23 protein-coding genes and 1 pseudogene are annotated in these 25,079 nt (G+C 66.6%); 14 read left to right on the forward strand and 10 right to left on the reverse strand.

Annotation, left to right across the window (positions count from 1 at the left end):
* Nucleotides 1–47: 47 nt before the first annotated feature.
* Entirely contained in the window at nt 48–2,411 is a 2,364-nt protein-coding gene (locus tag ASE63_RS22020; protein ID WP_056806683.1) for a xanthine dehydrogenase family protein molybdopterin-binding subunit, read from the reverse strand.
* Nucleotides 2,412–2,496: 85 nt separating this feature from the next.
* A complete protein-coding gene (locus ASE63_RS22025) occupies nt 2,497–3,009 on the reverse strand; it encodes a (2Fe-2S)-binding protein (RefSeq protein ID WP_056806686.1) in 513 nt (170 codons plus the stop codon).
* A gap of 340 nt (nt 3,010–3,349) precedes the next feature.
* On the opposite strand from ASE63_RS22025, the gene ASE63_RS22030 reads away from it, so the two are divergent.
* Complete coding sequence (locus ASE63_RS22030) at nt 3,350–4,693, forward strand: methyl-accepting chemotaxis protein (protein ID WP_156410542.1); 1,344 nt, start codon at nt 3,350–3,352, stop codon at nt 4,691–4,693.
* A gap of 6 nt (nt 4,694–4,699) precedes the next feature.
* Here ASE63_RS22030 and ASE63_RS22035 read toward each other — a convergent pair whose 3' ends face one another.
* On the reverse strand, nt 4,700–5,152 hold the full coding sequence (locus ASE63_RS22035) for a carbon monoxide dehydrogenase subunit G (protein WP_056806694.1): 453 nt from the start codon (nt 5,150–5,152) through the stop codon (nt 4,700–4,702).
* Between the two features lie 162 nt (nt 5,153–5,314).
* Here ASE63_RS22035 and ASE63_RS22040 point away from each other — a divergent pair, with 162 nt between their 5' ends.
* The 3 genes from ASE63_RS22040 to pcaD are packed head-to-tail and all read left to right on the forward strand — an operon-like array spanning nt 5,315 to nt 7,785.
* Nucleotides 5,315–6,574, forward strand: coding sequence for an aconitase X catalytic domain-containing protein (locus ASE63_RS22040; RefSeq protein WP_082610193.1), 1,260 nt, complete (start codon nt 5,315–5,317; stop codon nt 6,572–6,574).
* The gene (locus tag ASE63_RS22045; protein ID WP_056806696.1) at nt 6,565–6,975 is read left to right on the forward strand and encodes a DUF126 domain-containing protein; all 411 of its coding nucleotides are present in this window, start codon (nt 6,565–6,567) and stop codon (nt 6,973–6,975) included. Before ASE63_RS22040 ends, ASE63_RS22045 begins: the two co-directional genes overlap by 10 nt.
* A 30-nt stretch (nt 6,976–7,005) precedes the next feature.
* Complete coding sequence (gene pcaD / locus ASE63_RS22050; RefSeq protein WP_056806701.1) at nt 7,006–7,785, forward strand: 3-oxoadipate enol-lactonase; 780 nt, start codon at nt 7,006–7,008, stop codon at nt 7,783–7,785.
* A gap of 143 nt (nt 7,786–7,928) precedes the next feature.
* Here the strand turns inward: pcaD and ASE63_RS22055 are convergent, their stop codons facing one another.
* On the reverse strand, nt 7,929–8,453 hold the full coding sequence (locus tag ASE63_RS22055; RefSeq protein WP_056806704.1) for a flavin reductase: 525 nt from the start codon (nt 8,451–8,453) through the stop codon (nt 7,929–7,931).
* Nucleotides 8,454–8,536: 83 nt separating this feature from the next.
* Nucleotides 8,537–9,235 carry a GntR family transcriptional regulator gene (locus ASE63_RS22060; RefSeq protein WP_056806706.1) on the reverse strand — a complete coding sequence of 233 codons (699 nt, stop codon included), beginning with the start codon at nt 9,233–9,235 and terminating at the stop codon, nt 8,537–8,539.
* Between the two features lie 260 nt (nt 9,236–9,495).
* Here ASE63_RS22060 and ASE63_RS22065 point away from each other — a divergent pair, with 260 nt between their 5' ends.
* The 9 genes and pseudogenes from ASE63_RS22065 to ASE63_RS22105 all read left to right on the forward strand — a co-directional run bounded on the left by ASE63_RS22065 (nt 9,496) and on the right by ASE63_RS22105 (nt 18,791).
* Complete coding sequence (locus tag ASE63_RS22065) at nt 9,496–10,728, forward strand: FAD-dependent oxidoreductase (RefSeq protein WP_056806709.1); 1,233 nt, start codon at nt 9,496–9,498, stop codon at nt 10,726–10,728.
* 96 nt (nt 10,729–10,824) lie between these two features.
* Complete coding sequence (locus ASE63_RS22070) at nt 10,825–11,835, forward strand: 4-hydroxyproline epimerase (protein WP_056806712.1); 1,011 nt, start codon at nt 10,825–10,827, stop codon at nt 11,833–11,835.
* Nucleotides 11,836–12,256: 421 nt separating this feature from the next.
* A complete protein-coding gene (locus tag ASE63_RS22075) occupies nt 12,257–13,174 on the forward strand; it encodes a branched-chain amino acid ABC transporter permease (protein WP_056806715.1) in 918 nt (305 codons plus the stop codon).
* Nucleotides 13,175–13,178: 4 nt separating this feature from the next.
* Nucleotides 13,179–14,561, forward strand: a complete 1,383-nt coding sequence (gene livM, locus ASE63_RS22080; RefSeq protein WP_056806717.1) for a high-affinity branched-chain amino acid ABC transporter permease LivM — start codon at nt 13,179–13,181, stop codon at nt 14,559–14,561.
* Nucleotides 14,561–15,376: pseudogene (locus ASE63_RS22085) on the forward strand (ABC transporter ATP-binding protein); the annotation flags it as partial. The gene livM and the pseudogene ASE63_RS22085, both read left to right, overlap by 1 nt.
* 29 nt (nt 15,377–15,405) lie before the next feature.
* Nucleotides 15,406–16,137, forward strand: coding sequence for an ABC transporter ATP-binding protein (locus ASE63_RS22090; protein ID WP_056806726.1), 732 nt, complete (start codon nt 15,406–15,408; stop codon nt 16,135–16,137).
* A 1-nt stretch (nt 16,138) separates the two neighbouring features.
* Nucleotides 16,139–16,513, forward strand: a complete 375-nt coding sequence (locus tag ASE63_RS22095; RefSeq protein WP_056806729.1) for a DUF6867 family protein — start codon at nt 16,139–16,141, stop codon at nt 16,511–16,513.
* 130 nt (nt 16,514–16,643) lie between these two features.
* On the forward strand, nt 16,644–17,759 hold the full coding sequence (locus tag ASE63_RS22100) for a branched-chain amino acid ABC transporter substrate-binding protein (protein ID WP_056806732.1): 1,116 nt from the start codon (nt 16,644–16,646) through the stop codon (nt 17,757–17,759).
* A gap of 300 nt (nt 17,760–18,059) precedes the next feature.
* Nucleotides 18,060–18,791, forward strand: a complete 732-nt coding sequence (locus tag ASE63_RS22105) for an outer membrane beta-barrel protein (RefSeq protein ID WP_056806735.1) — start codon at nt 18,060–18,062, stop codon at nt 18,789–18,791.
* Nucleotides 18,792–18,929: 138 nt separating this feature from the next.
* Here the strand turns inward: ASE63_RS22105 and ASE63_RS22110 are convergent, their stop codons facing one another.
* The 5 genes from ASE63_RS22110 to ASE63_RS22130 form a co-directional block, all read right to left on the reverse strand.
* Complete coding sequence (locus tag ASE63_RS22110) at nt 18,930–19,511, reverse strand: alpha/beta hydrolase (RefSeq protein WP_056806739.1); 582 nt, start codon at nt 19,509–19,511, stop codon at nt 18,930–18,932.
* 39 nt (nt 19,512–19,550) lie between these two features.
* Nucleotides 19,551–20,858 (reverse strand): adenylosuccinate lyase, encoded by a 1,308-nt coding sequence (gene purB, locus ASE63_RS22115; RefSeq protein WP_056807448.1) that lies wholly within the window; start codon nt 20,856–20,858, stop codon nt 19,551–19,553.
* A 140-nt stretch (nt 20,859–20,998) separates the two neighbouring features.
* Nucleotides 20,999–21,682 (reverse strand): ribulose-phosphate 3-epimerase, encoded by a 684-nt coding sequence (gene rpe, locus ASE63_RS22120; RefSeq protein ID WP_056806741.1) that lies wholly within the window; start codon nt 21,680–21,682, stop codon nt 20,999–21,001.
* A 96-nt stretch (nt 21,683–21,778) separates the two neighbouring features.
* Entirely contained in the window at nt 21,779–22,462 is a 684-nt protein-coding gene (locus ASE63_RS22125; protein WP_244491535.1) for a glutathione S-transferase family protein, read from the reverse strand.
* Nucleotides 22,463–22,508: 46 nt separating this feature from the next.
* Nucleotides 22,509–23,489, reverse strand: a complete 981-nt coding sequence (locus ASE63_RS22130; protein WP_056806744.1) for a hypothetical protein — start codon at nt 23,487–23,489, stop codon at nt 22,509–22,511.
* A gap of 258 nt (nt 23,490–23,747) precedes the next feature.
* On the opposite strand from ASE63_RS22130, the gene ASE63_RS22135 reads away from it, so the two are divergent.
* Nucleotides 23,748–24,998, forward strand: a complete 1,251-nt coding sequence (locus tag ASE63_RS22135) for an FAD-binding oxidoreductase (protein WP_056806748.1) — start codon at nt 23,748–23,750, stop codon at nt 24,996–24,998.
* The last annotated feature ends 81 nt before the right edge of the window (nt 24,999–25,079 follow it).

Here is a 25,079-nt window from a genome sequence, read left to right on the forward strand (position 1 = left end):
CCTCACCTTCACGAGATGGCCGGGTCGAGCCCGACCATGACGCAAATTCATTCCGCCGCCATTCTCGTGACGCTCTTCTGCGCCGCGCGCCAGACCGCCTGGGGCGTCGCCGGCATGGCGATGTCCTCATGGCCCAGCGCGTCGGTGATGGCATTGATGACGGCCGGCGGCGCGGCGATGGCGCCGGCCTCGCCGCAGCCCTTGATGCCGAGCGGGTTGGAGGGGCACGGCGTCACCGTCATGCCGACCTCGAAGGACGGCAGGTCGTCGGCGCGCGGCATGCAGTAATCCATGAAGCTCGCGGTCAGCAGTTGCCCGTCGGCATTGTAGCGCGCGCCTTCGAGCAGCGCCTGGCCGACGCCTTGGGCGATGCCGCCATGCACCTGCCCCTCGACGATCATCGGGTTGATGACGTTGCCGAAATCGTCCACCGCCGCCCAGCGCTCGATCTTCGTCACGCCCGTCTGCGGATCGATCTCGACCTCGCAGATATGGACGCCGGCCGGGAAGGTGAAGTTGGTCGGGTCGTAGAAGGCCCCCTCCTTCAGCCCCGGCTCCAGATCCTGCCCGTTGAACTTGTGCGCGATATAGGCCTGCAGCGCGCAGGAGCCGAAATCGAGTTTGCGGTCGGTGCCCTTCACCGCGAAATGCCCGTCGGCGAAGTCGATATCGGCCTCGTCGGCCTCGAGCACATAGGCCGCGACCTTCTTGCCCTTGGCGATCACCTTGTCGACGGCCCTGACGATGGCGGACATGCCGACCGCGCCCGAGCGCGAGCCATAGGTGCCCATGCCCATCTGCACCTTGTCGGTATCGCCATGGATGATCGAGACATTGTCGATGGGGATGCCGAGCCTGTCGGAGACGAGCTGGGCGAAGGTCGTCTCATGGCCCTGGCCGTGGCTGTGCGAGCCGGTCAACACCTCCACCGTCCCGATCGGGTTCACGCGGACCTCGGCGGATTCCCACAGGCCCACGCCCGCACCGAGCGAACCGACGGCCGCCGAAGGCGCGATGCCACAGGCTTCGATATACGAGGAAAAGCCGATGCCGCGCAGCTTGCCGTTTCGGGCGGAGTCGCGCTTGCGCTTGCCAATGCCCTTGTAGTCGATGATCTCGAGCGCCTTCTTCATCGAGGCGGCGTAGTTGCCGGCGTCGTACATCATGATGACCGGCGTCTGGTGCGGGAACTTCTTGACGTAGTTCTGCATCCGGAACTTGGCCGGGTCCTTGCCGAGCTCGCGCGCCGCCACCTCGACCAGCCGCTCGACGACGAAGGTCGCCTCCGGCCGTCCCGCCCCGCGATAGGCATCGACAGGCGCGGTGTTGGTGTAGACCGCATCCACCTCGCAATAGATCGCCGGGATGTCGTATTGCCCCGAGAGCAGCGGCGCGTAGAGATAGGTCGGCACAGAAGACGAGAAGGTCGAGAGATAGGCGCCGAGATTGGCCGTCGTCTTGACCCGCAGCCCGGTGATCTTGCCCTCCGCATCGGTCGCGAGCTCGGCATGGCTGACATGGTCGCGCCCATGCGCGTCGGAGAGGAAGGCCTCGGTGCGGTCAGAATTCCACTTCACCGGCCGGCCGACCTTCTTCGCCGCCCAGACGCAGACCGTCTCCTCGGCGTAGATGAAGATCTTCGAGCCGAAACCGCCGCCGACATCCGGCGCAACGACCCTCAGCTTGTTCTCCGGCGCAATGCCGATGAAGGCCGAGAGCACGAGCCGGGCGACATGCGGGTTCTGGCTCGTCGTATAAAGCGTGAAGACGCCGTCGCCGTCATCGTAGTCGCCCACGGCGGCACGCGGCTCCATGGGGTTCGGCACGAGGCGGTTGTTGACGAGGTCGATCCGGGTGACGTGCTTCGCGGCCCTGAAGGCGGCCTCGGTCTCGTCCTTATTGCCGAGATGCCAGTTGAACACCGTGTTGTCCGGCGCTTCCGCATGCACCACCGTCTTGGCACCGGCGGCGCTCGCCGTGTCGACCACCGCCGGCAACACGCCGTAATCCACCTCGATCGTCTCGGCTGCGTCGCGCGCCTGCGCCAACGTCTCGGCGACGACGACCGCGACATGGTCGCCGACATAGCGGACCTTGCCCAGCGCCAGCGCAGGATGCGGCCCCGCCCGCATCGGCGAACCGTCCTTGTTGTGGATCATCCAGCCGCAGATCAGCCCGCCGACCTTGTCGGCGGCGAGATCGTCGCCGGTGAAGATGCCGAGCACGCCGGGCATGCCGGAGGCGGCCGTGATGTCGATCGCCTTGATCGTGGCATGGGCGTGGGGCGAGCGCAGGAAATAGGCGTGCGCCTGGCCGGGCCGGTTGATGTCGTCGGTGTAGCGCCCCTGCCCGGTGATGAAGCGATGATCTTCCTTGCGGCGGACTGGCGCGCCGATTCCGGTTGCCGACATGGTGTTTCCCTCCTCAGCGCGCCTCTGGCGGGCACGTCATGACCTCAAGAAATAACCCGAACGGATGGGTGCGGGCCCCGGCATCTCACTCGGCAGCCTGGCGCGGCGGCTCCTTCGTCTCCATGCCATGGCCGGCCATGGCCTCGGCCCCGGCGGCGACAGCCTTGACGATGTTGTGGTAGCCCGTGCAGCGGCAGATGTTGCCATCGAGATCCTCGCGGATCGTCTTCTCGTCGAGCGCGTGCCCGCGCCGGTTCACGATATCGACCGCGGACATGATCATGCCGGGCGTGCAGAAGCCGCATTGCAGGCCGTGATGCTCGCGGAAGGCTTCCTGCATCGGGTGCAGCGTGCCGTTGACGGCCAGCCCCTCGATTGTCGTCACCGAGGCGCCCTCGAGCGAGACCGCCAGCGTCGTGCAGGCCTTCACCGCCTTGCCGTCGACATGGACGACGCAGGCACCGCATTGGCTGGTATCGCAGCCGACATGCGTGCCCGTCAGCCGCAGATTCTCGCGCAGGAACTGCACGAGCAGCGTCCGCGGATCGAGCGTCGCGGTGACGGGTTTGCCGTTCACCGTCATGGAGAGAGTGGCCATCGGTGATCCTCCTGTGACCCGGGTCTGGCGCCCGGCTCCTGATATCGCTGAGCGGCGGCACGCATTTCCCTCGCCCGGCTTTGAGACGGGGTAAGGTAGCCCTTCCTTGGAATAGCTCGAAACGGACTGTGGACCTGGGTTTTTGCGCGGTCAAGCCGGAGGCAGCCCGACAAGGCAGGCTGTTTCGTACCGTTTCGCTGAGAATTCATTGCGCTCGGCCATGGCTCGGTCGAAATCCGCGAGATCGCATGTGCGTGTCGCATTGCCGGAATTTTAACCGGGACCATTCACCCTGAGCTGGCTCATTGGAGCGCTTTTGCCGGCGGCACGGGGGCCGATCTTGACGTCGATTTCCGAACAGGTCGAGCGCCGCCTGCGCTCGACGGGCTACGACGAGCATTCACGCATCGCGCTGCGGAGCTACCGCAAGCACGTCGACCTCGTTATCGAAGAGATCGTCGCCAAGGCGTTCTCTTACGGTCGCCAGATCCATCCCGGACTGAAAGACGACATCACGCCGCTGACCGAGAACCTCTACGCAATTACGGAGCAGCATTTCAGGCTGATCTTCGAAGGCGATTTCGACGAGCGCTACCACAACTCGATGGAGCGCATGTGCATGCTGGAGCGGGCCGTCAAGGTCGGCACCCGTTCCCGCGTGTCGATCGCAGGCGCCCTCTTCAGGGCCATCGCGACGAAGCGGCGCCTGGCCTCGCTGCTGTCTCCCGGCCGTTTCGCGAGAGACTTGGAGATCATCGAGAACGTCCTGGTCATGGACATCAATACGGCGATCACGCTGGATCATGCCCTCGAAGCCGCGGAGGCCCGGCATCGTGGTGACGCGCTCGACACTGCAGCGCATATGCTGAAGTCGCGCATCGGCACGCTCGATTCCACCATCAGCAGCGCCGTAGAGCAGTTCGTCGCTGCCGCCGACGAGACCACGCGAGCGACCGCGTTCATTCGGACGCAGGTTCTGGATGTCACGCGCGCCGCGGAAATGATGCGAGACCGCGCCCGCCAGACAGCAGCCGCGACCGAGGAAATGTCGGCCAATATCGGCGAGATCGGCCATCGCGCCCGCCAGAGCGTCGCCATCGCCACCCGCGCCGTCGAGGATGCGGAGGCGATGAACGACGCGATCGCGCAATTGCGTGAATCGACGACTAGCATCGGCTCGGTTCTCGGCCTGATCGCGGAGATCGCCGCGCAGACCAATCTGCTCGCGCTCAACGCCACCATCGAAGCCGCGCGCGCCGGAGAAGCCGGGCGCGGCTTCGCCGTCGTTGCTTCGGAGGTGAAGTCGCTGGCGACGCAGACGGCCAATGCGACGCGCGAAATCTCTCGCCAGATCACCGAATTCTCGGCAAGCGCCGCGGCCTGCGGCCAGCATGCCGCTTCGATCAGCACGACGATCGGCGAAATCCGGGGCGATTCCGAAGCGATATCGGACTCGGTCGCCCAGCAGAGCCTTGCCACCTCCGGCATCGCCCGGGACGCCGCGGACGTGGCCGGGTGCTCGGAAGGCACGATCGCCAGCGCCCAGGCCGTCGGCGACAGCCTGGAAACGACGACGAGGGCGATCGAGCGCGCCACCCTCGTCGCTTCGCAGATAGCGCTTCAGGTCGGCGCCGCGGAGGACACCGTCAGCGAGGCCCTGACGGCGCTGAGGCAGGCATCCTGACGCGGCTCAACCTTCGCTGACGGCCTTGGCGAAATTGGCGAAAAATTCGTCCGCCAGCTTCTTCGAGACCGAATCGATCAGCCGCGAACCGAGTTGCATCAGCTTTCCGCCGACCTGGGCCTCGACCTCGTAGGCGAGCAGCGTCTGGCCCTCCTCGGCATCGCTCAGCGTCACCTTCGCCCCGCCCTTGGCGAAGCCCGCGATCCCGCCCTCGCCCTCGCCCTGGATGCGGTAGCCGTTCGGCGGGTCGAGGTCGACGAGCTCGACCTTGCCCTTGAAGGTCGCCTTCACCGGCCCGAGCTTCACCTTCACCACCGCGGAGAAATGCGTGTCGTCGTCCTTGTTGAGCTGCTCGCAGCCGGGAATGCAGGCCTTCAGCACCTCGGCATCGTTCAGCTTGGCCCAGACCACGTCCTTGGCGGCCGGCAACGTCACCTCGCCCGTCATCGTCATCGCCATGGCACTACTCCCTCGCTTGCCGCCGTCCGGCTCCTGTTGCAGCCGGCCCCGCCCCGGAGCTATCCAGAGCCTTCGCGCCTATCCATGAGCAAAAACCGGCGGGAGGCACAAGCCATGACGCGCAGGCCGGCCACGACGGGGACAGCGCAGGCATGAGCGCCAATGGTTGAGCTGACGCCGCAGCAGCGCGCCGTCGCTGCCGGCGCCGCGGGTGCAGGCGCGGCGATGGCGTTGCGGATCGTCGCCGAGGCGGCGCGGCTGATGGGGGCGCCACGGCTCATCCCGATCGCCTCCGCCCATATCGACGGCGCCCTCTATCACGGCGATTCCGGCACGTTGTTCGCGGAGAGGCTGGTCGCCGACGGCGCTCATGTCGCGGTGCGGGCGACGCTGAATGTCGGCGCCTTGTCTCCGGCGGGCTGCGCGGCCGTCCGCCTGCCGCCGCATGAGCGCGACATGGCGGCCAGGATGATGCGCGCCTATGAGGCGATGGGCTGCGAGCCCTCCTGGACCTGCGCGCCCTATCAGGCCGGCCATCGGCCCGCCCTCGGAGCGGACGTCGCCTGGGGCGAGTCGAACGCGGTCGTCTTCTGCAATTCCGTGCTCGGCGCCCGCACCAACCGCTATGGCGATTTCCTCGACATCGCCTGCGCCATTGCCGGCGTCGCGCCCGATTACGGGCTTCACAGGCCGGAGAACCGCATCGCGACCATGCTGATGGACGCAACGGGCCTGAGCCCCGCCCTGCGCCGCTCCGACGTGTTCTACCCCGTGCTCGGAACCATCGTGGGGCGTGAGGCGGGCGCGGCCGTCGCGGTGATCGAGGGGCTGCAGGGCTGCACCACGGAAGACCGGCTCAAGGCGCTCGGCGCCGCCGCGGCCTCCGCCGGCGGCGTCGGTCTCTTCCATGTCGCGGGCGTCACGCCGGAGGCCCCGGATACCGACACCGCGCTCGGGCACCAGCCGCCGCGCGAGACGCTCATCCTTACGCCGCAGCTGCTGGACGAGGCGCTGGCGCGCCTCTCGACCGTGACGGGCGGCGAGCGCATCGATGCGGTGGCGATCGGCTCGCCCCATCTCTCCGCCGCGGAGGTCGACGCGCTGGAGCGCCTCATCGCCGGGCGTAGGCTCGCGATCCCGCTCTACGCCAATACCGGCCGCCATGTGCTGCATCCCTTGGAGGCGCAGGGTCGCCGCGCCGCGCTCGAGGCCGCAGGCGTGATCTTCGTCGTCGACACCTGCGTGGTGGTGACGCCGATCCTGCCGGATATCGCGGGCGCCGTGCTGATGACCAATTCCGGCAAGTTCGCGCATTACGCGCCCGGGAACACCGGCTATGCCGTGGTCTACGGCTCGCTCGGCGAATGCGTCGAGAGCGCCGTCGCCGGCCGCCTGATCAGGGAGCCGCGCGCATGGAGCTGAGCGCGGACATCCTGCTGCCCGGCCCCGGCACCGCCGGCCGCTGCCTCGCTCTCACCGCCCCGATCAGCTTCTGGGGCGGCGTCGATCCGCGCAGCGGCGCCATCATCGATGCACGCCATCCCCAGCGCGGCCAATGCATCGCCGGCACGGTGCTGGCATTGCCCGGCACCATCGGCTCATCCTCGGCCTCGGCGGTGCTGCTGGAGCTGGTCCATGCCGGCAGGGCTCCAGCCGCGCTGCTGATGAACGAGCCCGACGCCATCCTGCTACTCGGACTGGTGGTGGCGCGCGAGATGGGCTGGCCGACGCCGCCAGCGCTGCGCCTGCCCGCCTCGCAGCAGAAGGCGCTCGACGGCCGCTGGCTTCTGCTCTCTCAGGACGGCAGGATCACCGTCCGATAATCGCAAAGCCAGGTCAGGGAGACGATTTCGATGCCGATCGAGACCATCCGCGGTGAGCCGTTCAACATCCGCTTCGACGGGCCCGCCGAGGCCCCTGTGCTGATGCTGTCGAACTCGCTCGGCACCAACCTTTCGATGTGGGACCCGCAAATCACGGAATGGTCCAGGCGCTTCCGTGTCCTGCGCTACGATTCGCGCGGGCACGGCCAGTCCGTCGCCACGGACCGCGCGCTATCGATGGCCGATCTCGGCCAGGACGCGCTCGCCATCCTCGACCATTTCGGGATCGAGAAGGCGCATTGGTGCGGTGTCTCGAAAGGCGGCATGGTCGGCCAGTGGCTCGCCACCCATGCCGGGCCGCGCATGGGCCGTCTCGTACTGGCCAACACCGCCGCCCATATGGGTCCGCCCGAGCTCTGGACCGGCCGGATCGAAACCGTGCGCAGCCAGGGCATGGAGCCGCTGGTGAAGCCGACGCTGGAACGCTGGTTCAGCCCGCGCTTCCGCGAAAGCGACCCCGCAACCGTCGCCAAGGTCAGCGCGATGCTCACGACCACGCCGCCGGTCGGCTACGCCACCTGCTGCGCCGCGATTCGCGATATGGATCAGCGGGAGACGATACGCAGCGTCTCGAACCCGGTTCTCGTCGTCATCGGCACGCTCGACCCGGCCACCCCGCCCGTGGCCGGCCGGCTGATTGCGGAAGCGATCTCCGGCTCGCGCATCGTCGAGCTCGATGCGGCCCATCTCTCCAATCTCGAGCAGCCGGAGGCCTTCACCCGCGCCGTGGGCGATTTCCTGACGGAATGACGGGAATGGCGAAACCGCCGACTTCCGTCATTGCAAGCGCAGCGGAGCAATCCAGGAGGGCGTAGACCGCTGCCGCCCCTGGACTGCTTCGTCGCTTCGCTCCTCGCAATGACGGAGAGCACGTTCGAACCGCGCGAAAACGGTCAAATCGCCTCGAAACGTCGGCCGCGGTAGATCAGGCTCGTCGGGTCGGCGGCAGCGCGCCCGGCGCCGCCGAGCCCCACCACTTCGCCGATCAGGACGCGATGGGTGGCGATGTCGTGGACGGCGACCAGCCGGCAGTCGAAGGCGGCGACCGCATCGAGCAGCACCGGCGAACCCGTCACCAGCCTGCCCCAGGGCCGGGTTTCGAAGCGAGCCTCGCCTTCGATGGCGCGGCGGCTGGCGAAAATCTCGGCGAGATCCTCGGCGCCGCCGGGCAGCGTGTTGACGCAGAACACGCCGCTAGCCTCGATCACGGCAAGCGTCCGGCTCGGCCGCGCCACGCTGACCAGCACGGTCGGTGGCGTGTCCGACACCGAGGCGACGGCCGTCGCTGTCAGGCCGATCCGCCCCTGCGGGCCTATCGTGGTGACGACATGCACCGCGCTTGCGACCCGCGCCATCGCGTCGCGATAGAGCGGTGCTTCGAGCGCGGCCCGACGCACGGGCTCTACGGGGTCTGTCATCGGGCTCAAGGCTGGCACAACGGGCGGGGTTCGCCGGTCATGTAGAGACTGGCGCGCCGAAAAGCCAGACGAAGGCCGCCCGGCTAGTCCCGCGCGAGCGTCGCCAGCAGGCCGGCGCGCAGATGCAGCATGAGCGCATCGCTCGCCGCCATCGCCGCATCAGGGTCCGCCGTCGCCAGCGCCTGCGCGAAGACCATGTGATGGGCGGCCGCCGGCAAAAGATCGTCGCGCCGCTCGAAATGGTACCAGGCGCGCCGGATCAGCGCCTGCAAAGGCTCGACGGCGCGCGTCGCATAGGGGCTTCGCGCAGCGGCGGCCACGGCGGTATCGAGTTCCTTGTCGAGCCGCATATAGGCGTTCGCGTCGCCATCAGTCGCCGCGTCCCGCATCGCCCTGGCCGTCTCGATGATCTCGATCCGCTCGCTGGGGCTCGCCCGCTTCGCCGCATCGGAGGCGATCAGGCGCTCCAGCACCTCGCGCGCATCGAGCGCCGCCATGATGTCGATGGCGTTGATGCCGGCGACCAGCACGCCCTTGCGCGGCAGGATCTCGACCATGCCCTGCTGCGCCAGCCGGATCAGCGCTTCCCGCACCGGCGTCCGCCCGACGCCGACCATGTCGATCAGCTGCGCCTCGGTCAGCACCGCGCCCGGCCGCATCGACAGCGTGACGATCGCCTCTTCGAGCCTGCGATAGGCGATCTCGGTCAGGCTCGGCGCGGGCTGCGGCACCGGCACGATCTCCCTCGGGGCAGTGATATCCGACGCCGACTGCAGGCTCATGCATCCACCCTCCGCAGGCATCCGGATTGACGTGTAAAACGCCACTGATATATCAAGAACAGGATCGCACCCGGCACTGTTCCTGCAACCTGCAAGCGCAACGCAATCAGAAAGCGAAACGGGCCGGCGCGCAAGGAGCATTCTGCCATGCCCGGGCGAAGCGGCGGGGCACCCCGCCGAGACCTCGATCTCGCGGCAGCGCCGAGGCAAAACGAGACGCGCGGCGCGGCGTTCGGCGTCCTCGAGGAACGGTTCCTGCCATGAAGATCGCCATTGTCGGAGCAGGCATCGTCGGCGCGGCCATTGCACATTCGCTGCTCGACGAGGGCCACGAGGTTCTGATCCTCGACAAGGAGGGGCCGGGCTTCGGCCCGTCGGCCGGCAATGCCGGCTGGATCGCCCATACCGACATCCTGCCGATCGCGAGCCCCAAGAACCTGCGGCAGGTGCCCAGATTTCTGCTGGACCCGCTGGGCCCGCTGGCCATCCGCCCCGCCTATTTCCCGAAGCTTCTGCCCTGGCTGCTCCGCTTTCTGCTCGCCGCGCGACCCGAAGCCTTCGAGCGCTCGATCCAGGGAATCGGCACGCTCCAGCGCCGCGCCCTGCCGGCCTGGCTCGACCGCGCCGGGAAGGCCGGGCTCGAAATCCATATCCACCGGAAGGGCGGGCTCTACGCCTTCACCGATGCGAGCGCCTTCACTGAGGCGCGCCATATTGCCAACCGACAGGCAGAGTTCGGGATCAAGGTCGATGCGATCGGCCCGGAGGAGCTGCGCCAGCTCGAACCGGCGCTGAAGGACCGGTTCGTCGGCGCGACCTTCCATCCCGATGCGGCCCATATCAGCGATCCACTGCAGCTGACGCTGGCGCTGTTCGAGGCGGCGCTGGCGCGCGGCGCGGTCTTCGAGAAGGCCGAGATCACCAACATTTCGACCGGCGAGCGCCCTGCCCTGATCGGCCGCGACGGCTTCCAGCGCGTGGTCGACCGGGCCGTGATCGCAGCCGGCGCCTGGTCGAGGCCCCTGGCGGCGGCGCTCGGCGACAAGGTCCCGCTCGACACCGAGCGCGGCTACAATGTCAGTTTCCCGGGCATGACCGGCCTGACGAGCCGGCCGGTCGGCTTCGAGGGCCATGGCTTCGTCGTGACGCCTCTCGAAAGCGGCCTCCGAATCGGGGGAGCGGTCGAGTTCGGCGGGCTGGAAGCCCCGCCCAATCACGCCCGCACCAGGATCCTCTACGACAAGGCCGGCCAGTTCGTAGACGGGCTGCCGGCATTCGAGAGCGGCACATTGTGGATGGGCTTCCGCCCGTCCCTGCCCGATTCCCTTCCCGTCATCGGCACCGCCAGCCGCAACGCCCATGTGGTCTACGCCTTCGGCCACGGCCATTACGGCATGACGCAATCGACCGCGACGGGCGAGCTCGTCGCGGATCTGATAGCCGACCGCAAGCCGGCCATCGACCTTTCCCTCTTCGACCCGCGGCGTTTCTGATCCAAGAATGGCGGAGCGCGCGCCTACGACCCGCATCCTCGCCGAGCGCCATCGCGCCGCGGCGGAATCGGATTCTCAGCCAGCAAGGCCAAACCCATGAGCACTCACACTTTCTTCTGCGTCGACGGACATACCTGCGGCAATCCGGTGCGGATGGTCGCCGGCGGCGCGCCCCCGCTCAAGGGCGCCAACATGATCGAGAAGCGGGCCCATTTCCTGGCCGAATACGACTGGATCCGCACTGGCCTGATGTTCGAGCCGCGCGGCCATGACGTCATGTCGGGCTCGATCCTCTACCCGCCGACGCGCGACGACGCCGACATCGCCTTCCTCTTCATCGAGACCTCGGGCTGCCTGCCGATGTGCGGCCACGGCACCATCGGCACGGTGACCATGGCGCTCGAGCGCGGGCTGGTGACGCCGCGCGAGGAAGGCGTCCTGCGCATCGACACGCCCGCCGGCCTCGTCACCGCCCGCTACACCCGCAATGGCGACCATGTCGACGCCGTCCGCATCACCAACATCGCCTCCTACCTCCATGCCACCGGCCTGACGGCCGAGATCGAGGAACTCGGCGAAGTCACGGTTGACGTCGCCTATGGCGGCAACTTCTACGCGATCGTCGATCCCCAGAAGACCTTCACGGACATCGCCGACATCAACCCGTCGGACATCCAGCGCTGGAGCCCGAAGCTGCGGGCCGCGCTCAACGCGAAATACCAGTTCGTCCACCCGGAGAACCCGGCGATCAACGGCCTGAGCCATATCCTCTGGACCGGCGCGCCGACGAAGCCCGAGGCCCATGCCCGCAATGCCGTCTTCTACGGCGACAAGGCGATCGACCGCTCACCCTGCGGCACCGGCACCTCCTCGCGCATGGCGCAGTGGGCCGCGCAGGGCAAGCTCAAGGTCGGCGACGACTTCGTCCATGAGAGCATCATCGGCACGATGTTCCGCGGCCGCGTCGAGGCCGCCGCCAAGGTCGGCCCGCATGATGCGATCATCCCCTCGATCGAGGGCTGGGCCCGCATGACCGGCTACAACACGATCTTCATCGACGACCGCGACCCGCTCGCCCACGGCTTCCTGGTCACCGACAAGGCCTGAGCCGCCGTCGGGCCAAGGGCTTTCGTCAAAGATCGCGCTCGCATGCGCTGCCCGTCATTGCGAGGAGCGCCAGCGACGAAGCAATCCGGAGGCGGCAGCGCTCTACGCCTCCCTGGATTGCTTCGCTGCGCTCGCAATGACGCAGGCGACGCCGTCGAAGGCCTCCCGACGACTGTCGGCGGGCTCAGCCGCATCCCGTCTCCAACCTTCCCCGAAGCCCCGAAACGACACCAGAACGCGCCGTCGACTGCCCATTCCCTAGGCAGAAAGACGTAGATTGGTTTTGACAGATCGCGGGGCCGGCGCGATTGTCGAAAGCGCGAGGGGTTGCTAGCTCTGCGCATCGAACGCATCCAGCATGCGTCGGCGTCATGCCGACACAACGATAAGCCGGAGCGGACCAGAGGGGTAAAGCGTCGGCATGGAAGTGTTCCTCCAGCAGCTGATCAACGGGCTGACGCTCGGCTCGATCTACGGCCTCATCGCCATCGGCTACACGATGGTCTTCGGCATCATCGGCATGGTGAATTTCTCGCATGGCGATGTCTTCATGCTCTCGGCCTTCATCGCGCTGATCTTCTTCATGCTGATCGCCTCCTTCTTCGGGGCGGCCATGATCGTGCTGGCCCTGATTTTCGTCCTGGTGCTGGCGATGTTCTTCACGGCGCTCTGGGGCTGGACCATCGAACGCCTGGCGTACCGGCCGCTCAGGGGCTCGTTCCGCCTAGCGCCGCTGATCTCGGCGATCGGCATGTCGATCTTCCTGATGAACTTCGTCCAGCTCGTGCAGGGTCCGCGCAACAAGTCGACGCCGCCGATGCTGAACAAGTCGATCACGCTGATCGAGAGCGCGACCTACTCCGTCCAGATTTCCTACAAGCAGATCGTCATCATCGTCACCACCGCCGTGCTGCTGGCGGCCTTCTGGTATCTCGTCCAGAAGACGCCGCTCGGCCGCGCCCAGCGCGCCTGCGAGCAGGACCGCAAGATGGCCGCCCTCCTCGGCGTCGATGTCGACCGCACCATCTCGATCACCTTCATCATGGGCGCCGCGCTCGCGGCCGTCGCCGGCGTGATGTACCTCGTGCTCTACGGCGTGGTCAGCTTCCACGACGGCTTCGTGCCGGGCGTGAAGGCTTTCACCGCAGCGGTTCTCGGCGGCATCGGCTCGCTGCCCGGCGCCGTGCTCGGCGGGCTCCTGATCGGACTGATCGAGGTGATGTGGTCGGGCTATTTCTCGATCGACTACAAGGACGTCGCGGCCTTCTGCATCCTGGCGATCGTGCTGGTCTTCATGCCCTCGGGCATTCTCGGCCGCCCCGAAGTCGAGAAGGTCTAGCGGCATGACGGCGCCCGCATCTACGCCCGCCGCCCGCGAACGCGATCTCAAGGCCGCCCTCAAGGAGGCGGCCTTCGCAGCCCTCATCACCTTCGGCCTGTGCATCCCGATCATCGCCTGGGGCACGCGCCAGAACATGGACAACGTCCTGGTGCTCGATCCACGCTGGGATGCGGTGGCCTGGGCCGTCGCCATCGTCTTCGTCGGCCGCTTCCTGGTGGCGCTGCGGCAGCAGACCAAGGACAAGCGCAAGCCGATGGTACGCCTGCTGCCGCACGGCACGGTCGGCTTCTTCCAGCGCCATTCGCGGCTGTTCTCGCTGTTCGGGCTGGGCTTCCTCGTCACCTTCCCGATCATTGCGATCAATCTGGCGGGCTGGAGCGGCGCGCTGAAATGGATCGACAATTTCGGCGTTCAGATCCTGATCTACGTCATGCTCGGCTGGGGGCTGAACATCGTCGTCGGGCTCGCTGGCCTGCTCGATCTCGGCTATGTCGCCTTCTACGCGGTCGGCGCCTATTCCTACGCGCTGCTGGCCAAGAATTTCGGCCTGTCCTTCTGGATCCTGCTACCGCTCTCCGGCATTCTCGCTGCCTTCTGGGGCATGCTGCTCGGCTTCCCGGTGCTGCGGCTGCGCGGCGACTATCTCGCGATCGTGACGCTTGCCTTCGGCGAGATCATCCGCCTCGTCCTGATCAACTGGGTCGATTTCTCCGGCGGCTATGCCGGCATCTCCGGCATCCCGCGCCCAACCTTCTTCGGCACCCCCTTCAACGCCAGCGACACCGGCTTCGCGGCGAAATTCGGCTTCGAGTTCTCGCCGCTGCACCGGACGATCTTCCTGTATTACGTGATCCTGGCGCTGGCGCTGATCACCGCCTTCGTGACGCTGCGCCTGCGCCGGCTGCCAGTCGGGCGCGCCTGGGAGGCCCTGCGCGAGGACGAGATCGCCTGCCGCTCGCTCGGCATCAACACCACGAACACCAAGCTCACCGCCTTTTCCATCGGCGCCATGTTCGGCGGCTTCGCCGGTTCCTTCTTCGCCGCGCGCCAGGGCTTCATCTCGCCTGAATCCTTCGTCTTCATGGAATCGGCGACGATCCTCGCCATCGTCGTGCTCGGCGGCATGGGCTCGCTCTGGGGCTGCGCCATCGCAGCGATCGTGATGGTCGGCGGCACCGAGCTTCTGCGCGAGCTCGATTGGCTGAAGCAGGTCTTCGGCAACGAGTTCGACCCGACGAAGTACCGCATGCTGCTCTTCGGCTTTGCCATGGTCGTGATCATGATCTGGAAGCCGCGCGGCCTGATCTCGACGCGCGAACCGACGGCCTATCTCAAGGAGAAGAAGGCGATCTCGGCCGACATGGTGCAGGAGGGGCACGGCTGATGGTCACCGCCTCCCCCGCACCGCTGCTCCAGGTCGAGCACGTCACCATGCGCTTCGGCGGTCTGACCGCCGTCAACGACCTTTCCTTCGAGGCGCATAAGGGCCAGATCACCGCGCTGATCGGCCCCAACGGCGCCGGCAAGACCACCGTGTTCAACTGCATCACCGGCTTCTACAAGCCGACCGAGGGCATGATCACGCTGACGCAGGAGAGCGGCGACAACTTCCTGCTCGAGCGCATGCCCGATTTCAGGATCAGCTGGAAGGCGAAGGTCGCCCGCACCTTCCAGAATATCCGCCTCTTCGGCGGCATGACCGTGCTGGAGAACCTGCTGGTGGCGCAGCACAACCCGCTGATGATCGCATCCGGCTTCACCTTCCTCGGCGTTCTCGGCATCGGCGGCTACAGGGCCCGCGAGAAGGAGGCGATCGAGAAGGCACGGTTCTGGCTGGAGAAGATCAACCTGATCCATCGCGCTGACGATCCCGCCGCCGACCTGCCCTATGGCGACCAGCGCCGGCTCGAGATCGCGCGTGCGATGTGCACCGATCCCGTCCTGCTCTGCCTCGACGAGCCGGCCGCCGGCCTCAACCCGCGCGAGAGCCATGATCTCAACACCCTGTTGCTCTCGATCCGCAAGGATCTCGGCACCGCCCTGCTGCTGATCGAACACGACATGTCGGTGGTGATGGAAATCTCCGACCATGTCGTAGTGCTCGACTACGGCACCAAGATCGCCGACGGTACGCCGGCCGAGGTCCAGGCCGACCAGAAGGTCATCGCCGCTTATCTCGGCGTCGACGACGAAGAGGTAGAGGCAGTCGAAGCGGAGGTCGGGATCACGTGACCACCACACAGCCGCTTCTCGCCGTCCGAGGCGTCAAGACCTACTACGGCAAGATCATCGCGCTGAAGGGCATCGACATGGATGTCCATGAGGGCGAGATCGTCACCATGATCGGCGCCAACGGTGCCGGCAAATCGACCCTGATGATGACGATCTTCGGCGACCCGCAGGCGCGCGAGGGCACGGTCACCTATGAGGGCCGCGACATCACCCGGCTGCCGAGCCACCAGATCGCGCGCCTTGGAATAGCCCAGTCCCCCGAGGGAAGACGCATCTTCCCGCGCATGACGGTATTCGAGAATCTCCAGATGGGCGCGGCGCTGCGCGACCTCTCCCATTTCGACGAGGACCTCGAGAAGATCTGCACCCTCTTCCCGCGCATCCGCGAGCGCCTTCAGCAGCGCGGCGGCACGCTTTCGGGCGGCGAGCAGCAGATGGTGGCGATCGCGCGCGCCCTGATGGCGCGGCCGCGGCTCCTGCTGCTGGACGAACCCTCGCTCGGCCTTGCCCCCCTGATCGTCAAACAGATCTTCGAGGCGATCAAGGAACTGAACCGGACGCAAGGCTTGACGGTCTTCCTGGTCGAGCAGAACGCCTTCCACGCGCTCAAGCTCGCCCATCGCGGCTATGTCATGGTCAACGGCCTCATCACCATGAGCGGCTCGGGGAAGGAACTCCTCGCCGACCCGCAGGTGCGCGCGGCTTATCTCGAAGGCGGGAGGCACTGACATGCAGGGCGTCCTCTACGAAGAACCGAGCGCCTGGCTCTTCCTGCTCGTCACCGTGGTGATGGGCGGCTGGCTCGCCTGGATGACCGGGCGTGCCATCGCGCTGACCTGGCGGCCGCACTACCAGCTGGTGCTCTACGTGCTCGTCCTCGGCTGCGTCGTGCGCTTCATTCATTTCGCGCTTTTCCACGCGACGCTGCTGAGCCCGCACTACTATCTCGTCGACACCGTCATCCTGATGGCATTCGCCTTCGCCGGCTGGCGCTACAACCGCGCGAGGCAGATGACGCGGCAATATCGTTGGCTGTTCGAGCGCACCGGCCCCTTCGGCTGGAAGCCGCGCGAAGGCGTCGAAATCAAGCCCGAACTACGCTGAAAGGGTAACGAGCTTGTCGCGTGACAGACTGTGGAAAAAGCGCAAGACTGCTCTCCACGGCGGCAAAACGCGCCGAGACGGGCGGTCCGTCCAGCCCGTTCAAAGTCATAATGCAGGGGAGTCTCATCTCATGAAGAAACTGCTGTTGGGCGGCATCGCACTTGGCGCCGTCCTCGCTTTTTCGGGCATCGCCAACGCTCAGATCAAGATCGGCGTCGGCGGCCCTATCACCGGCGCGAACGCGACCTTCGGCGCGCAGATCAAGAACGGCGCGGAGCAGGCCGCCGCCGACATCAACGCAGCCGGCGGCATCAACGGCCAGAAGATCGAGATCGTCCTCGGTGACGACGTCTCCGATCCGAAGCAGGGCGTGTCGGTGGCGAACAAGTTCGTCGGCGACGGCGTCAAGTACGTCGTCGGCCACTTCAACTCCGGCGTCACCATGCCGGCCTCCGAGGTCTATGCCGAGAACGGAGTCCTCATGCTGACGCCGGCCTCGACGAACCCGCAGGTCACCGAGCGCGGCCTCTGGAACACCTTCCGCATCTGCGGTCGCGACGACCAGCAGGGCATCGTCGCCGCCGACTACATCGCCAAGAACTTCAAGGACAAGAAGATTGCGGTCGTCCACGACAAGACGACCTATGGCAAGGGCCTTGCCGACGAGACGCTGAAGGGCCTGCAGAAGGCCGGCATCAAGGAAGTCCTCTACGAGGGCATCAACCAGGGCGAGAAGGACCTCTCGGCCCTCGTCTCCAAGATCAAGGCCACCGGCGCCGACTATGTCTACTGGGGCGGCCTGCACACCGAAGGCGGGCTGATCGTCCGTCAGATGCGCGACCAGGGCGTCAAGAGCGTGCTGATCTCGGGTGACGGCATCACCACCGACGAGTTCGCCACGATCGGCGGCCCCGGCGTCGAGGGTACGCTGATGACCTTCGCGCCCGACCCGCAGAAGCGCACCGAGGCGGCCGAGGTGATCAAGCGGTTCGAGGCCAAGAACTTCAAGCCCGAGGCCTACACGCTCTACGCCTATGCCGGCGTGCAGCTGATCGCCGATGCCGCCAAGCGCTCCAACTCGACCGATCCCAAGAAGATGGCCGAGGCGCTGAAGAGCGGCACCCCGACCAAGACCGTTCTGGGCGATCTCGCCTTCGACAAGAAGGGCGACATCACCCGTATCGACTACACCGTCTACACCTGGAAGAAGCAGCCCGACGGCAAGATCACCTATGTCGAGAATTGATCCCGACACCTGATCGCAAGGCTTCAATGAGAACCGCCCCGGAGCGATCCGGGGCGGTTTTTCTTCGGAACGATCGCAAACCGGGCATGCGCCGTAGCAAGCGCCCTGCCCTGACTGGGACGCGGCGCCGCCGGACGATACGAGACCGGCATCACGATGGCGTCGAACCAACGCTGCTCGCTCGGCCGCATCGATGTGGCAATCCGATCACAGGAGGTCGAGTAAGGATTTCTTCAACTTCACAGCGTTAGTTACATGTGCAACGATCAGGTCGCTGCACCGCTATCGTAGGAGGATCTCATGCGCCTTGGCCTTGTATCCACTGCCGTCCTAGCGACATTCCTGGCTACCAACAGCTACGCGGCGGACCTTCCGGCCCGCCAAGTCCAAGCCCCGATCATCTATGCGCCTGCCTTTACCTGGGCCGGTCTCTATGTCGGCCTCAACGCCGGTGTCGGCTGGGCCGACTCGCGTAACGTCGTCGTCACCGGACCGACGGGCGCCACCTCCGCAGTTCTCTCCGGCGGCGGAAGCGACGGAACCTTCGTCGGCGGCGGACAGATCGGCTATAACTGGCAATCCGGCGCGATCGTCTACGGCGTCGAAGCCGATATCCAATATGTCGATACCGGCGGCAGCGTAGACTGGGGTGCCTACAACTGGTGGGCCAGAAGGGGTGGCAACGACGGAGGCTATTTCGGAACCGTCCGCGCCAGGGTCGGCTACGCGATCGACCGCACCTTGCTCTATATCACGGGCGGCCTCGCCTATGGCGGCATGAACACCAACCCGCTGACGGGCAACAGCACCAGCAACACGGGCTGGGCCATCGGTGGCGGCATCGAATACGCCTTCACCAACAACTGGATCTTCAGGGTCGAGGGCCTCTATGTCGACCTGAGCGAGGGCCGGAAGTCACAAGCCTTCATCAATCCGCCGGGCGGCGTCCTCCCGGCCGGGGTCTATACGGCGACCACCGATAAAGGCAACGGCGCCGGCCTTCTGCGCGTCGGAGTCAACTACAAGTTCTGAGTCGGCCCGAAACGCGTAAGGACAGATAGCTGGAACGTTTCCGCGCTCGGAGAAGCGCGAAACGTTCCAGGCTTTCAATGTTACGAACAACCCGTCGCTCTCTGCCGCGCCGCTCGTTCAGCGAAGCGCGGAGCCGCCTCAGCCCTGAATCGGTTTCAGCGGAACCGCCGTCAAGCTCCTGAGAAAGCCGGCGAACCGCAAAAGGCCGTCCGGCCACGGGCCATGTCCGGACTCGCTGTTGATGTGGCCGCTCTCGCCCGCATCGACGAATTCGGAGCCCCAGGCCTGCGCCAGTTCCTGCGCTTCCTCGGGCGTACAATAGGGATCGTTGCTGCTCGCGATCAGGACGCTGCGGAACGGCAGAATCTCGCGCCGATGCGGAATGAAATCCGCCCCCATGCCGGGGATCGCTCCCTTGGCCCGCTCGGAAGCCGGAGCGACCAGGAAGGCCCCCACCACCTCGCCCGGATGCAGATGCTCCGCCGCATGCGCGACGGCGCTGACGCCGGCCGAATGGGCGACGAGCACCACCGGCCGGCTCGCCGCCCGTACGGCCTGCACGATGCGCTCGGCCCAGAGGTGGCGCGAGGGCTTGTACCAGTCGTCCTGCTCGACCAGGCGCGCCGTGGTGAGCTTCGCCACCCAGCGGCTCTGCCAGTGATCGGGCCCGGAACCGGACCAGCCGGGAATAATCAGGATGTCGGTGTCGGAGGTTTTCATGAGGCGTAGATAGGCCTGCGACGCCCTATGTCCAACCTGTCAGCTTTCGCCGAAGACCCGCGCGAAGATCGTGTCGACATGCTTGAAGTGATAACCCTCGTCGAACATCGCCTCGAGCTGGGCATTCGACAGCTTCGCCGCGACGTCGCCGTCCTTCTTCAGGTTGGTCAGGAAGTCCTCGCCATGTTCCCAGGTCCGCATCGCGTTGCGCTGGACCATGGCATAGCTCTCCTCGCGGCTGGCGCCGGCCTGCGTCAGCGCCAGCAGCACGCGCTGCGAATTGTGCAGGCCGCCGAGCCGATCGAGGTTGCGGCGCATGTTCTGCGGATAGATCAGCAGCTTGTCGACGACCCCGGTCAACCGCGCCAGCGCGAAGTCGAGCGTCACGGTCGCATCGGGGCCGATCATCCGCTCGACCGAGGAGTGCGAGATATCGCGCTCGTGCCAGAGCGCGACGTTCTCCATCGCCGGCATGGCCATGCCGCGCACCAGGCGGGCGAGCCCGGTCAGGTTCTCGGTCAGCACGGGGTTGCGCTTGTGCGGCATCGCCGAGGAGCCCTTCTGGCCCGGCGAGAAGAACTCCTCGGCCTCGTAGACCTCGGTGCGCTGGAGATGGCGGATCTCGGTGGCGAGGCGCTCGACCGAGGAGGCGACGACGCCGAGCGTCGCGAAATACATCGCATGCCGGTCGCGCGGGATGACCTGGGTCGAGACCGGCTCGACCGTCAACCCCATCTTCTCCGCGACATAGGCCTCAACGCTCGGATCGATATTGGCGAAGGTGCCGACGGCACCCGAGATCGCGCAGGTCGCGATCTCGGCGCGGGCGGCCACGAGCCGGGCCCGGCAGCGATCGAACTCGGCATAGGCCTGGGCGAGCTTCAGCCCGAAGGTCACCGGCTCGGCATGGATGCCGTGCGAGCGGCCGATGGTCGGCGTCAGCTTGTGCTCGAAGGCGCGCCGCCTGATCGCGGCCAGCAGCGCGTCGACATCGGCGATCAGGATGTCGGTGGCCCGCGCGAGCTGCACCGAGAGCGTGGTGTCGAGGATGTCCGACGAGGTCATGCCCTGGTGGACGAAGCGCGCCTCGGGCCCGACGATCTCGGCCAGATGCGTCAGGAAGGCGATGACGTCATGCTTGGTGACGCGCTCGATCTCGTCGATGCGGGCGACGTCGAAGGTGGCATCCTTGGCCTTGGCCCAGATCGTCGCGGCCGCTTCCTTCGGCACCACGCCGAGTTCGGCCAGCTTGTCGGTGGCATGGGCCTCGATCTCGAACCAGATCCGGAACCGCGTCTGCGGCTCCCAGATCGCGACCATCTCGGGGCGGGAATAGCGCGGGATCATGTTCGTCTCAGCCTCTGCACCGCCGTCATGCTCGCCCTTGTGGCGAGCATCCACGACTTGAACACCGACCTCGACCAGCGGAGACGTGGATGGTCGGCACAAGGCCGACCATGACGATCAGCGCCGGGGATCGGCAAATCTCAAACCCACGCCCCGCGCGCGGCCTCGGCCGCCTTGCGGATTGCGGAAATATTGCCGGCATAGGCCGAAGGCCCGCCCTTGAACACGGCCGAACCGGCGACCAGCGTATCGGCGCCGGCCTTCGCGACAAGCGGCGCGGTCTCGGGCGTAACCCCGCCATCGATCTCGATCGCTATCGGCCGGTCGCCGATCAGCGCCTTCACCTGCGCGACCTTCTCGACCACGGAATGAATGAAGCTCTGCCCGCCGAAGCCGGGATTGACCGTCATCAGCAGGATGAGGTCGACATCCCCGATCAGCGCCTCGGCTGCGCTCGCCGGCGTGCCGGGGTTGAGCACGATGCCCGCCTGCTTGCCCTGGGCCTTGATCGACTGCAGCGTGCGGTGCGGATGCGGGCCCGCCTCGACATGGAAGGAGATCAGGTCGGCGCCGGCCTTGGCGAAAGCCTCGATATACGGGTCGACGGGCGCGATCATCAGGTGCACGTCGAAGAACTTCTTCGTATGCGGGCGGATCGCCTTCAGAACATCGGGGCCGAAGGTGATGTTCGGCACGAAATGCCCATCCATCACGTCGCAATGGATCCAGTCGGCCCCGGCCTCGTCGATCGCGCGAACCTCTTCGCCAAGCCTGGCGAAATCGGCGGAGAGGATTGACGGGGCGATGCGGATGGGAGCGCTCATGACGCGCGCTTTAAAGCATCGCGTGGTCACATGGGAACTGGTTTTCCTTGAAAAGCGATGTCGCGAACAGAAAAGCGGCGCCAGCCGGTCTGCGCCTCAGGCGGAGCGCGCCCTGACCGGGAAGGAGAGCCGCCTGTCGGCCTCGGCCATTTCGGCCGCTGCCGTCGCGAAGGCGGGGCGTTGCCTCAGCCGGTCATACCAGCGCGCCAGCCCCTCGAAACCGTCGAGCGAAGGCCCACCGAGCCGCAGCGCGTACAGGACCGACATGAACAGCGCGATATCGGCAGCCGACAGCAGGCCGCCGAAGAAGTCGCGGCCGGCCAGCCTTTCATCCAGCACCGCGTAATGAGCGGAGAGCTGGCCCTCGCCGATCAGCGCGTCGGCTTCCTGCGCAGCGCGGCGCATCGCATCCGAGGCCGGCGGCTCGGTCCGGTGCATCAGCAGCCGCAGGCTCGCGAACATGATCTCGTCGGCATAGAGTTCGTCGAGCCGACAGCGCGCCCGATCGACCGGGCTTTCCGGATAGAGAGGCGGCTCCGGATAGGCCTCTTCGAGATATTCGAGGATAATGGTCGAATCGTAGAGCACGAGCCCGCAATCGCTGAGGATCGGCACCTGCTTCTTCGGATTGAGCGCGACGACCTCCGGATGCCTGGGATCGTATCCGGTCGTCTGGTTGAACGGCACCACGATCCGGTCGAAGGGCAGCCCCTTCTCCCGCAGCGCGATCTCGACCTTGCGCGAGAACAGGCTCAGCGGCCCCGAATACAGCGTGATCATGGCGCGGCTCCAACTTGCGACGAAGCGATCCTCGCAAGTCCCGCGGTCAGCTGCCGTCAGCAGCCGCCTCCTGGCAGCGGATCCGAGATGCCATGCGGTTGAGCAGCCAGGGCAGCAGGTAGATCGGGAACTGCGCCAGCGCGAAGAACAGGAAGGTCGTGGGCGGCACGCCCGCCCCCAGTGCCGCGACGATCATGCCCATATTGCGCTGGCCCGCGCCGTAGCCGACCATGAAGCGCTCCGAGCGCCGCAGGAAGCGCAGGGTAAAATAGCTTGTCACAAGCCCGATCAGCGAAACCGCGAAAGCGCAGGCGAGGAAGCCGGCGACCCGCCCCGGGCTTTCCAGCGCGGCCCGCGTGACGCCGTCCATCGCGGCGACCGCGAAGAGGAAATACATCAGCACGCCGAAGCCATCGAGATTGGCCTTCATGCCCTTGATGCGGGCCATGCCGAGCCAGAAGCGCAGGATGGCGGCGCAGACCATGCCGCCGCCCACGAACATCAGCAGCCGCAGCGTCAGGACCCAGCGATCGAGCGGCACCGCGCCGCCGGCCAGAAGCTCGACCAGCACCGGCGCGATCAGCGGGCTCGCGACCGTGGTGACGATGACGCCCGCGATGATCAGCGAGGGCTCGAACCCGTAGATGATCGCAACCGCGGGCGAGGACATGATCGGCGGCGCGGCCGCCAGGATCGCGAGGCCGAGCAGCAGGCCGGGGTCGAGGGCGTCACGCCCGATCAGCAGGAAGGCGCCCCCGATCACGACGACCGGCGCCGCGACGAGCCACAGGCAGGTCAGAATCAATTTGCCCGGCTGCCGCAGAAGCCCGGCGATGATGCCGAGATCGGCCCGCATGAAGACGATCGTGGTGAAGCAGAAGATCGTCACCGGCAGCAGCGGCCGCGCCGCTGCCGAAAATTGCGGCAGCGCAAGCCCGAGGAAGATCGAGAGCGCAAATCCCTGCGTGCCGTAACGCCCGAGCCAGGCAAGGCCCGCGGCCAGTGAAACGGCGATACGCGTGAGCATGGAGGTCCGACTCGATCCCGACAGGAGGCCGACACTCGCCGATTTCGCGCGGTTTCGTCACCCGCCTTGGCCACAGCCCCGCCCTGCGTCGCAGAAAATTGTGCGCGGCGCCTCAACTCATTGGCTTCCACACGATAGGGCGGCCCTGATGGCGCAGTTCTTGCGAAACTTTCTTCAAATGACGCAAAAATGCACCGAACCGCTGACATGGCTGCGCAAACGGCTATTTTCGCAGGATTGCACTCTCAGGAGCGGGTTATGCGGACGGATACGATTGTTCTCGGCGCGGGTATCGTCGGTATTTCCGTGGCGCTGCACCTGCAGAAGGCGGGGCGCTCGGTCCTGCTGGTCGACAGGCGCGGCCCCGGCGAGGAGACGAGCTATGGCAATGCCGGGCTGATCCAGCGCGAGGGCGTCTACCCCTACGGCTTCCCGCATGATTTCGGCGCGCTCCTCCGCTATGCGCGCAACAACACCATCGACGCCTATTACCACTGGAGCGCGATCCCGAAGCTCGCGCCGTTCCTGTGGTCCTACTGGCTGCATTCGCGCGCCTCGCAGCACGAGGCGATCGCCCACAAATACGCCAAGCTGATCGAGCATTGCGTCACCGAGCACGACGTCCTCGCGCAGGAAGCCGGCGCGACCGCGCTGCTGCGCCGCAAGGGCTGGATGAAGGTCTTCCGCACCGCCGCCCAACAGGACGAGCGCCTGGCCGAGGCCGAGCGCTGGAACCGCGAATTCGGCCTGAACTACAAAGCGCTCGGCATCCCGGCACTGCGCGCCGAGGAGCCGCATCTCGACCACGGCAACCTGATCGGCGGCCTGCACTGGACCGATCCGGTCACCGTGATCGATCCGCTCGGCCTGTCGAAGGCCTATGTCGCGCTGTTCGAGAAGCTCGGCGGCAAGCTGGCCCTCGGCGATGCCGCGACCCTCCTGCAGGAGGGCAGCGAATGGAGCGTAACCCTCGCCGACGGCACCAAGGCGATGGCGCATGACGTCGTCGTCGCGCTCGGCCCCTGGGCCGACGTGCTGACGCGCAAGCTCGGCTACAACCTGCCGCTGGCGGTGAAGCGCGGCTACCACATGCATTACAAGGCGCAGGGCAACGCCGTGCTGAACCACCCGGTGCTCGACACCGAGCGCGGCTATTTCCTCGCGCCGATGCAGCAGGGCATCCGGCTCACCACCGGCGCCGAATTCGCCGAGCGCGACGCCCCGAAGACCCCGGTGCAGCTCGAGCGGGCCGAGCCGATCGCGCGCGCGCTGTTCCCGCTGGGTGAGCGGCTCGATCCCGAGCCCTGGCTCGGCCGCCGCCCCTGCACGCCGGACATGATGCCGATCATCGGCCCGGCGCCGAAGCATAAGGGCCTCTGGCTGTCGATCGGCCACGCCCATCACGGCCTGACGCTGGCCGCCGTCACCGGCCGCATGGTCGCCGAAATGGTCACCGGCCAGAAGGTCTTCGTCGATCCGAAGCCCTTCGCGCCGGCGCGGTTCGTCTGACGCGTCATCCCGTGCGCGCCGCAGCGTGGAACGCTGCTGCGCATTGCGGCGCGTGCGGGATGACACCCCTGCGTCTCGCCC

The organism is Allobosea sp. Root381, from assembly GCF_001429395.1.
Classification (GTDB): Bacteria; Pseudomonadota; Alphaproteobacteria; order Rhizobiales; family Beijerinckiaceae; genus Allobosea.

Bases quoted from the DNA above. Each gene is read 5' to 3' on its own strand.
- ASE63_RS22035 (WP_056806694.1), bottom strand. From the start codon at position 5,152: ATGGCGATGACGATGACGGGCGAGGTGACGTTGCCGGCCGCCAAGGAC.
- ASE63_RS22055 (WP_056806704.1), bottom strand. From the start codon at position 8,453: ATGACAGACCCCGTAGAGCCCGTGCGTCGGGCCGCGCTCGAAGCACCG.
- ASE63_RS22130 (WP_056806744.1), bottom strand. From the start codon at position 23,489: ATGCTCACGCGTATCGCCGTTTCACTGGCCGCGGGCCTTGCCTGGCTC.
- ASE63_RS22040 (WP_082610193.1), top strand. From the start codon at position 5,315: ATGGTTGAGCTGACGCCGCAGCAGCGCGCCGTCGCTGCCGGCGCCGCG.
- ASE63_RS22105 (WP_056806735.1), top strand. From the start codon at position 18,060: ATGCGCCTTGGCCTTGTATCCACTGCCGTCCTAGCGACATTCCTGGCT.
- pcaD (WP_056806701.1), top strand. From the start codon at position 7,006: ATGCCGATCGAGACCATCCGCGGTGAGCCGTTCAACATCCGCTTCGAC.
- livM (WP_056806717.1), top strand. From the start codon at position 13,179: ATGACGGCGCCCGCATCTACGCCCGCCGCCCGCGAACGCGATCTCAAG.
- ASE63_RS22095 (WP_056806729.1), top strand. From the start codon at position 16,139: ATGCAGGGCGTCCTCTACGAAGAACCGAGCGCCTGGCTCTTCCTGCTC.
- ASE63_RS22100 (WP_056806732.1), top strand. From the start codon at position 16,644: ATGAAGAAACTGCTGTTGGGCGGCATCGCACTTGGCGCCGTCCTCGCT.
- ASE63_RS22020 (WP_056806683.1), bottom strand. From the start codon at position 2,411: ATGTCGGCAACCGGAATCGGCGCGCCAGTCCGCCGCAAGGAAGATCAT.
- ASE63_RS22065 (WP_056806709.1), top strand. From the start codon at position 9,496: ATGAAGATCGCCATTGTCGGAGCAGGCATCGTCGGCGCGGCCATTGCA.
- ASE63_RS22060 (WP_056806706.1), bottom strand. From the start codon at position 9,235: ATGAGCCTGCAGTCGGCGTCGGATATCACTGCCCCGAGGGAGATCGTG.
- ASE63_RS22070 (WP_056806712.1), top strand. From the start codon at position 10,825: ATGAGCACTCACACTTTCTTCTGCGTCGACGGACATACCTGCGGCAAT.
- ASE63_RS22125 (WP_244491535.1), bottom strand. From the start codon at position 22,462: ATGATCACGCTGTATTCGGGGCCGCTGAGCCTGTTCTCGCGCAAGGTC.
- rpe (WP_056806741.1), bottom strand. From the start codon at position 21,682: ATGAGCGCTCCCATCCGCATCGCCCCGTCAATCCTCTCCGCCGATTTC.
- ASE63_RS22075 (WP_056806715.1), top strand. From the start codon at position 12,257: ATGGAAGTGTTCCTCCAGCAGCTGATCAACGGGCTGACGCTCGGCTCG.
- ASE63_RS22025 (WP_056806686.1), bottom strand. From the start codon at position 3,009: ATGGCCACTCTCTCCATGACGGTGAACGGCAAACCCGTCACCGCGACG.
- purB (WP_056807448.1), bottom strand. From the start codon at position 20,858: ATGATCCCGCGCTATTCCCGCCCCGAGATGGTCGCGATCTGGGAGCCG.
- ASE63_RS22135 (WP_056806748.1), top strand. From the start codon at position 23,748: ATGCGGACGGATACGATTGTTCTCGGCGCGGGTATCGTCGGTATTTCC.
- ASE63_RS22045 (WP_056806696.1), top strand. From the start codon at position 6,565: ATGGAGCTGAGCGCGGACATCCTGCTGCCCGGCCCCGGCACCGCCGGC.
- ASE63_RS22110 (WP_056806739.1), bottom strand. From the start codon at position 19,511: ATGAAAACCTCCGACACCGACATCCTGATTATTCCCGGCTGGTCCGGT.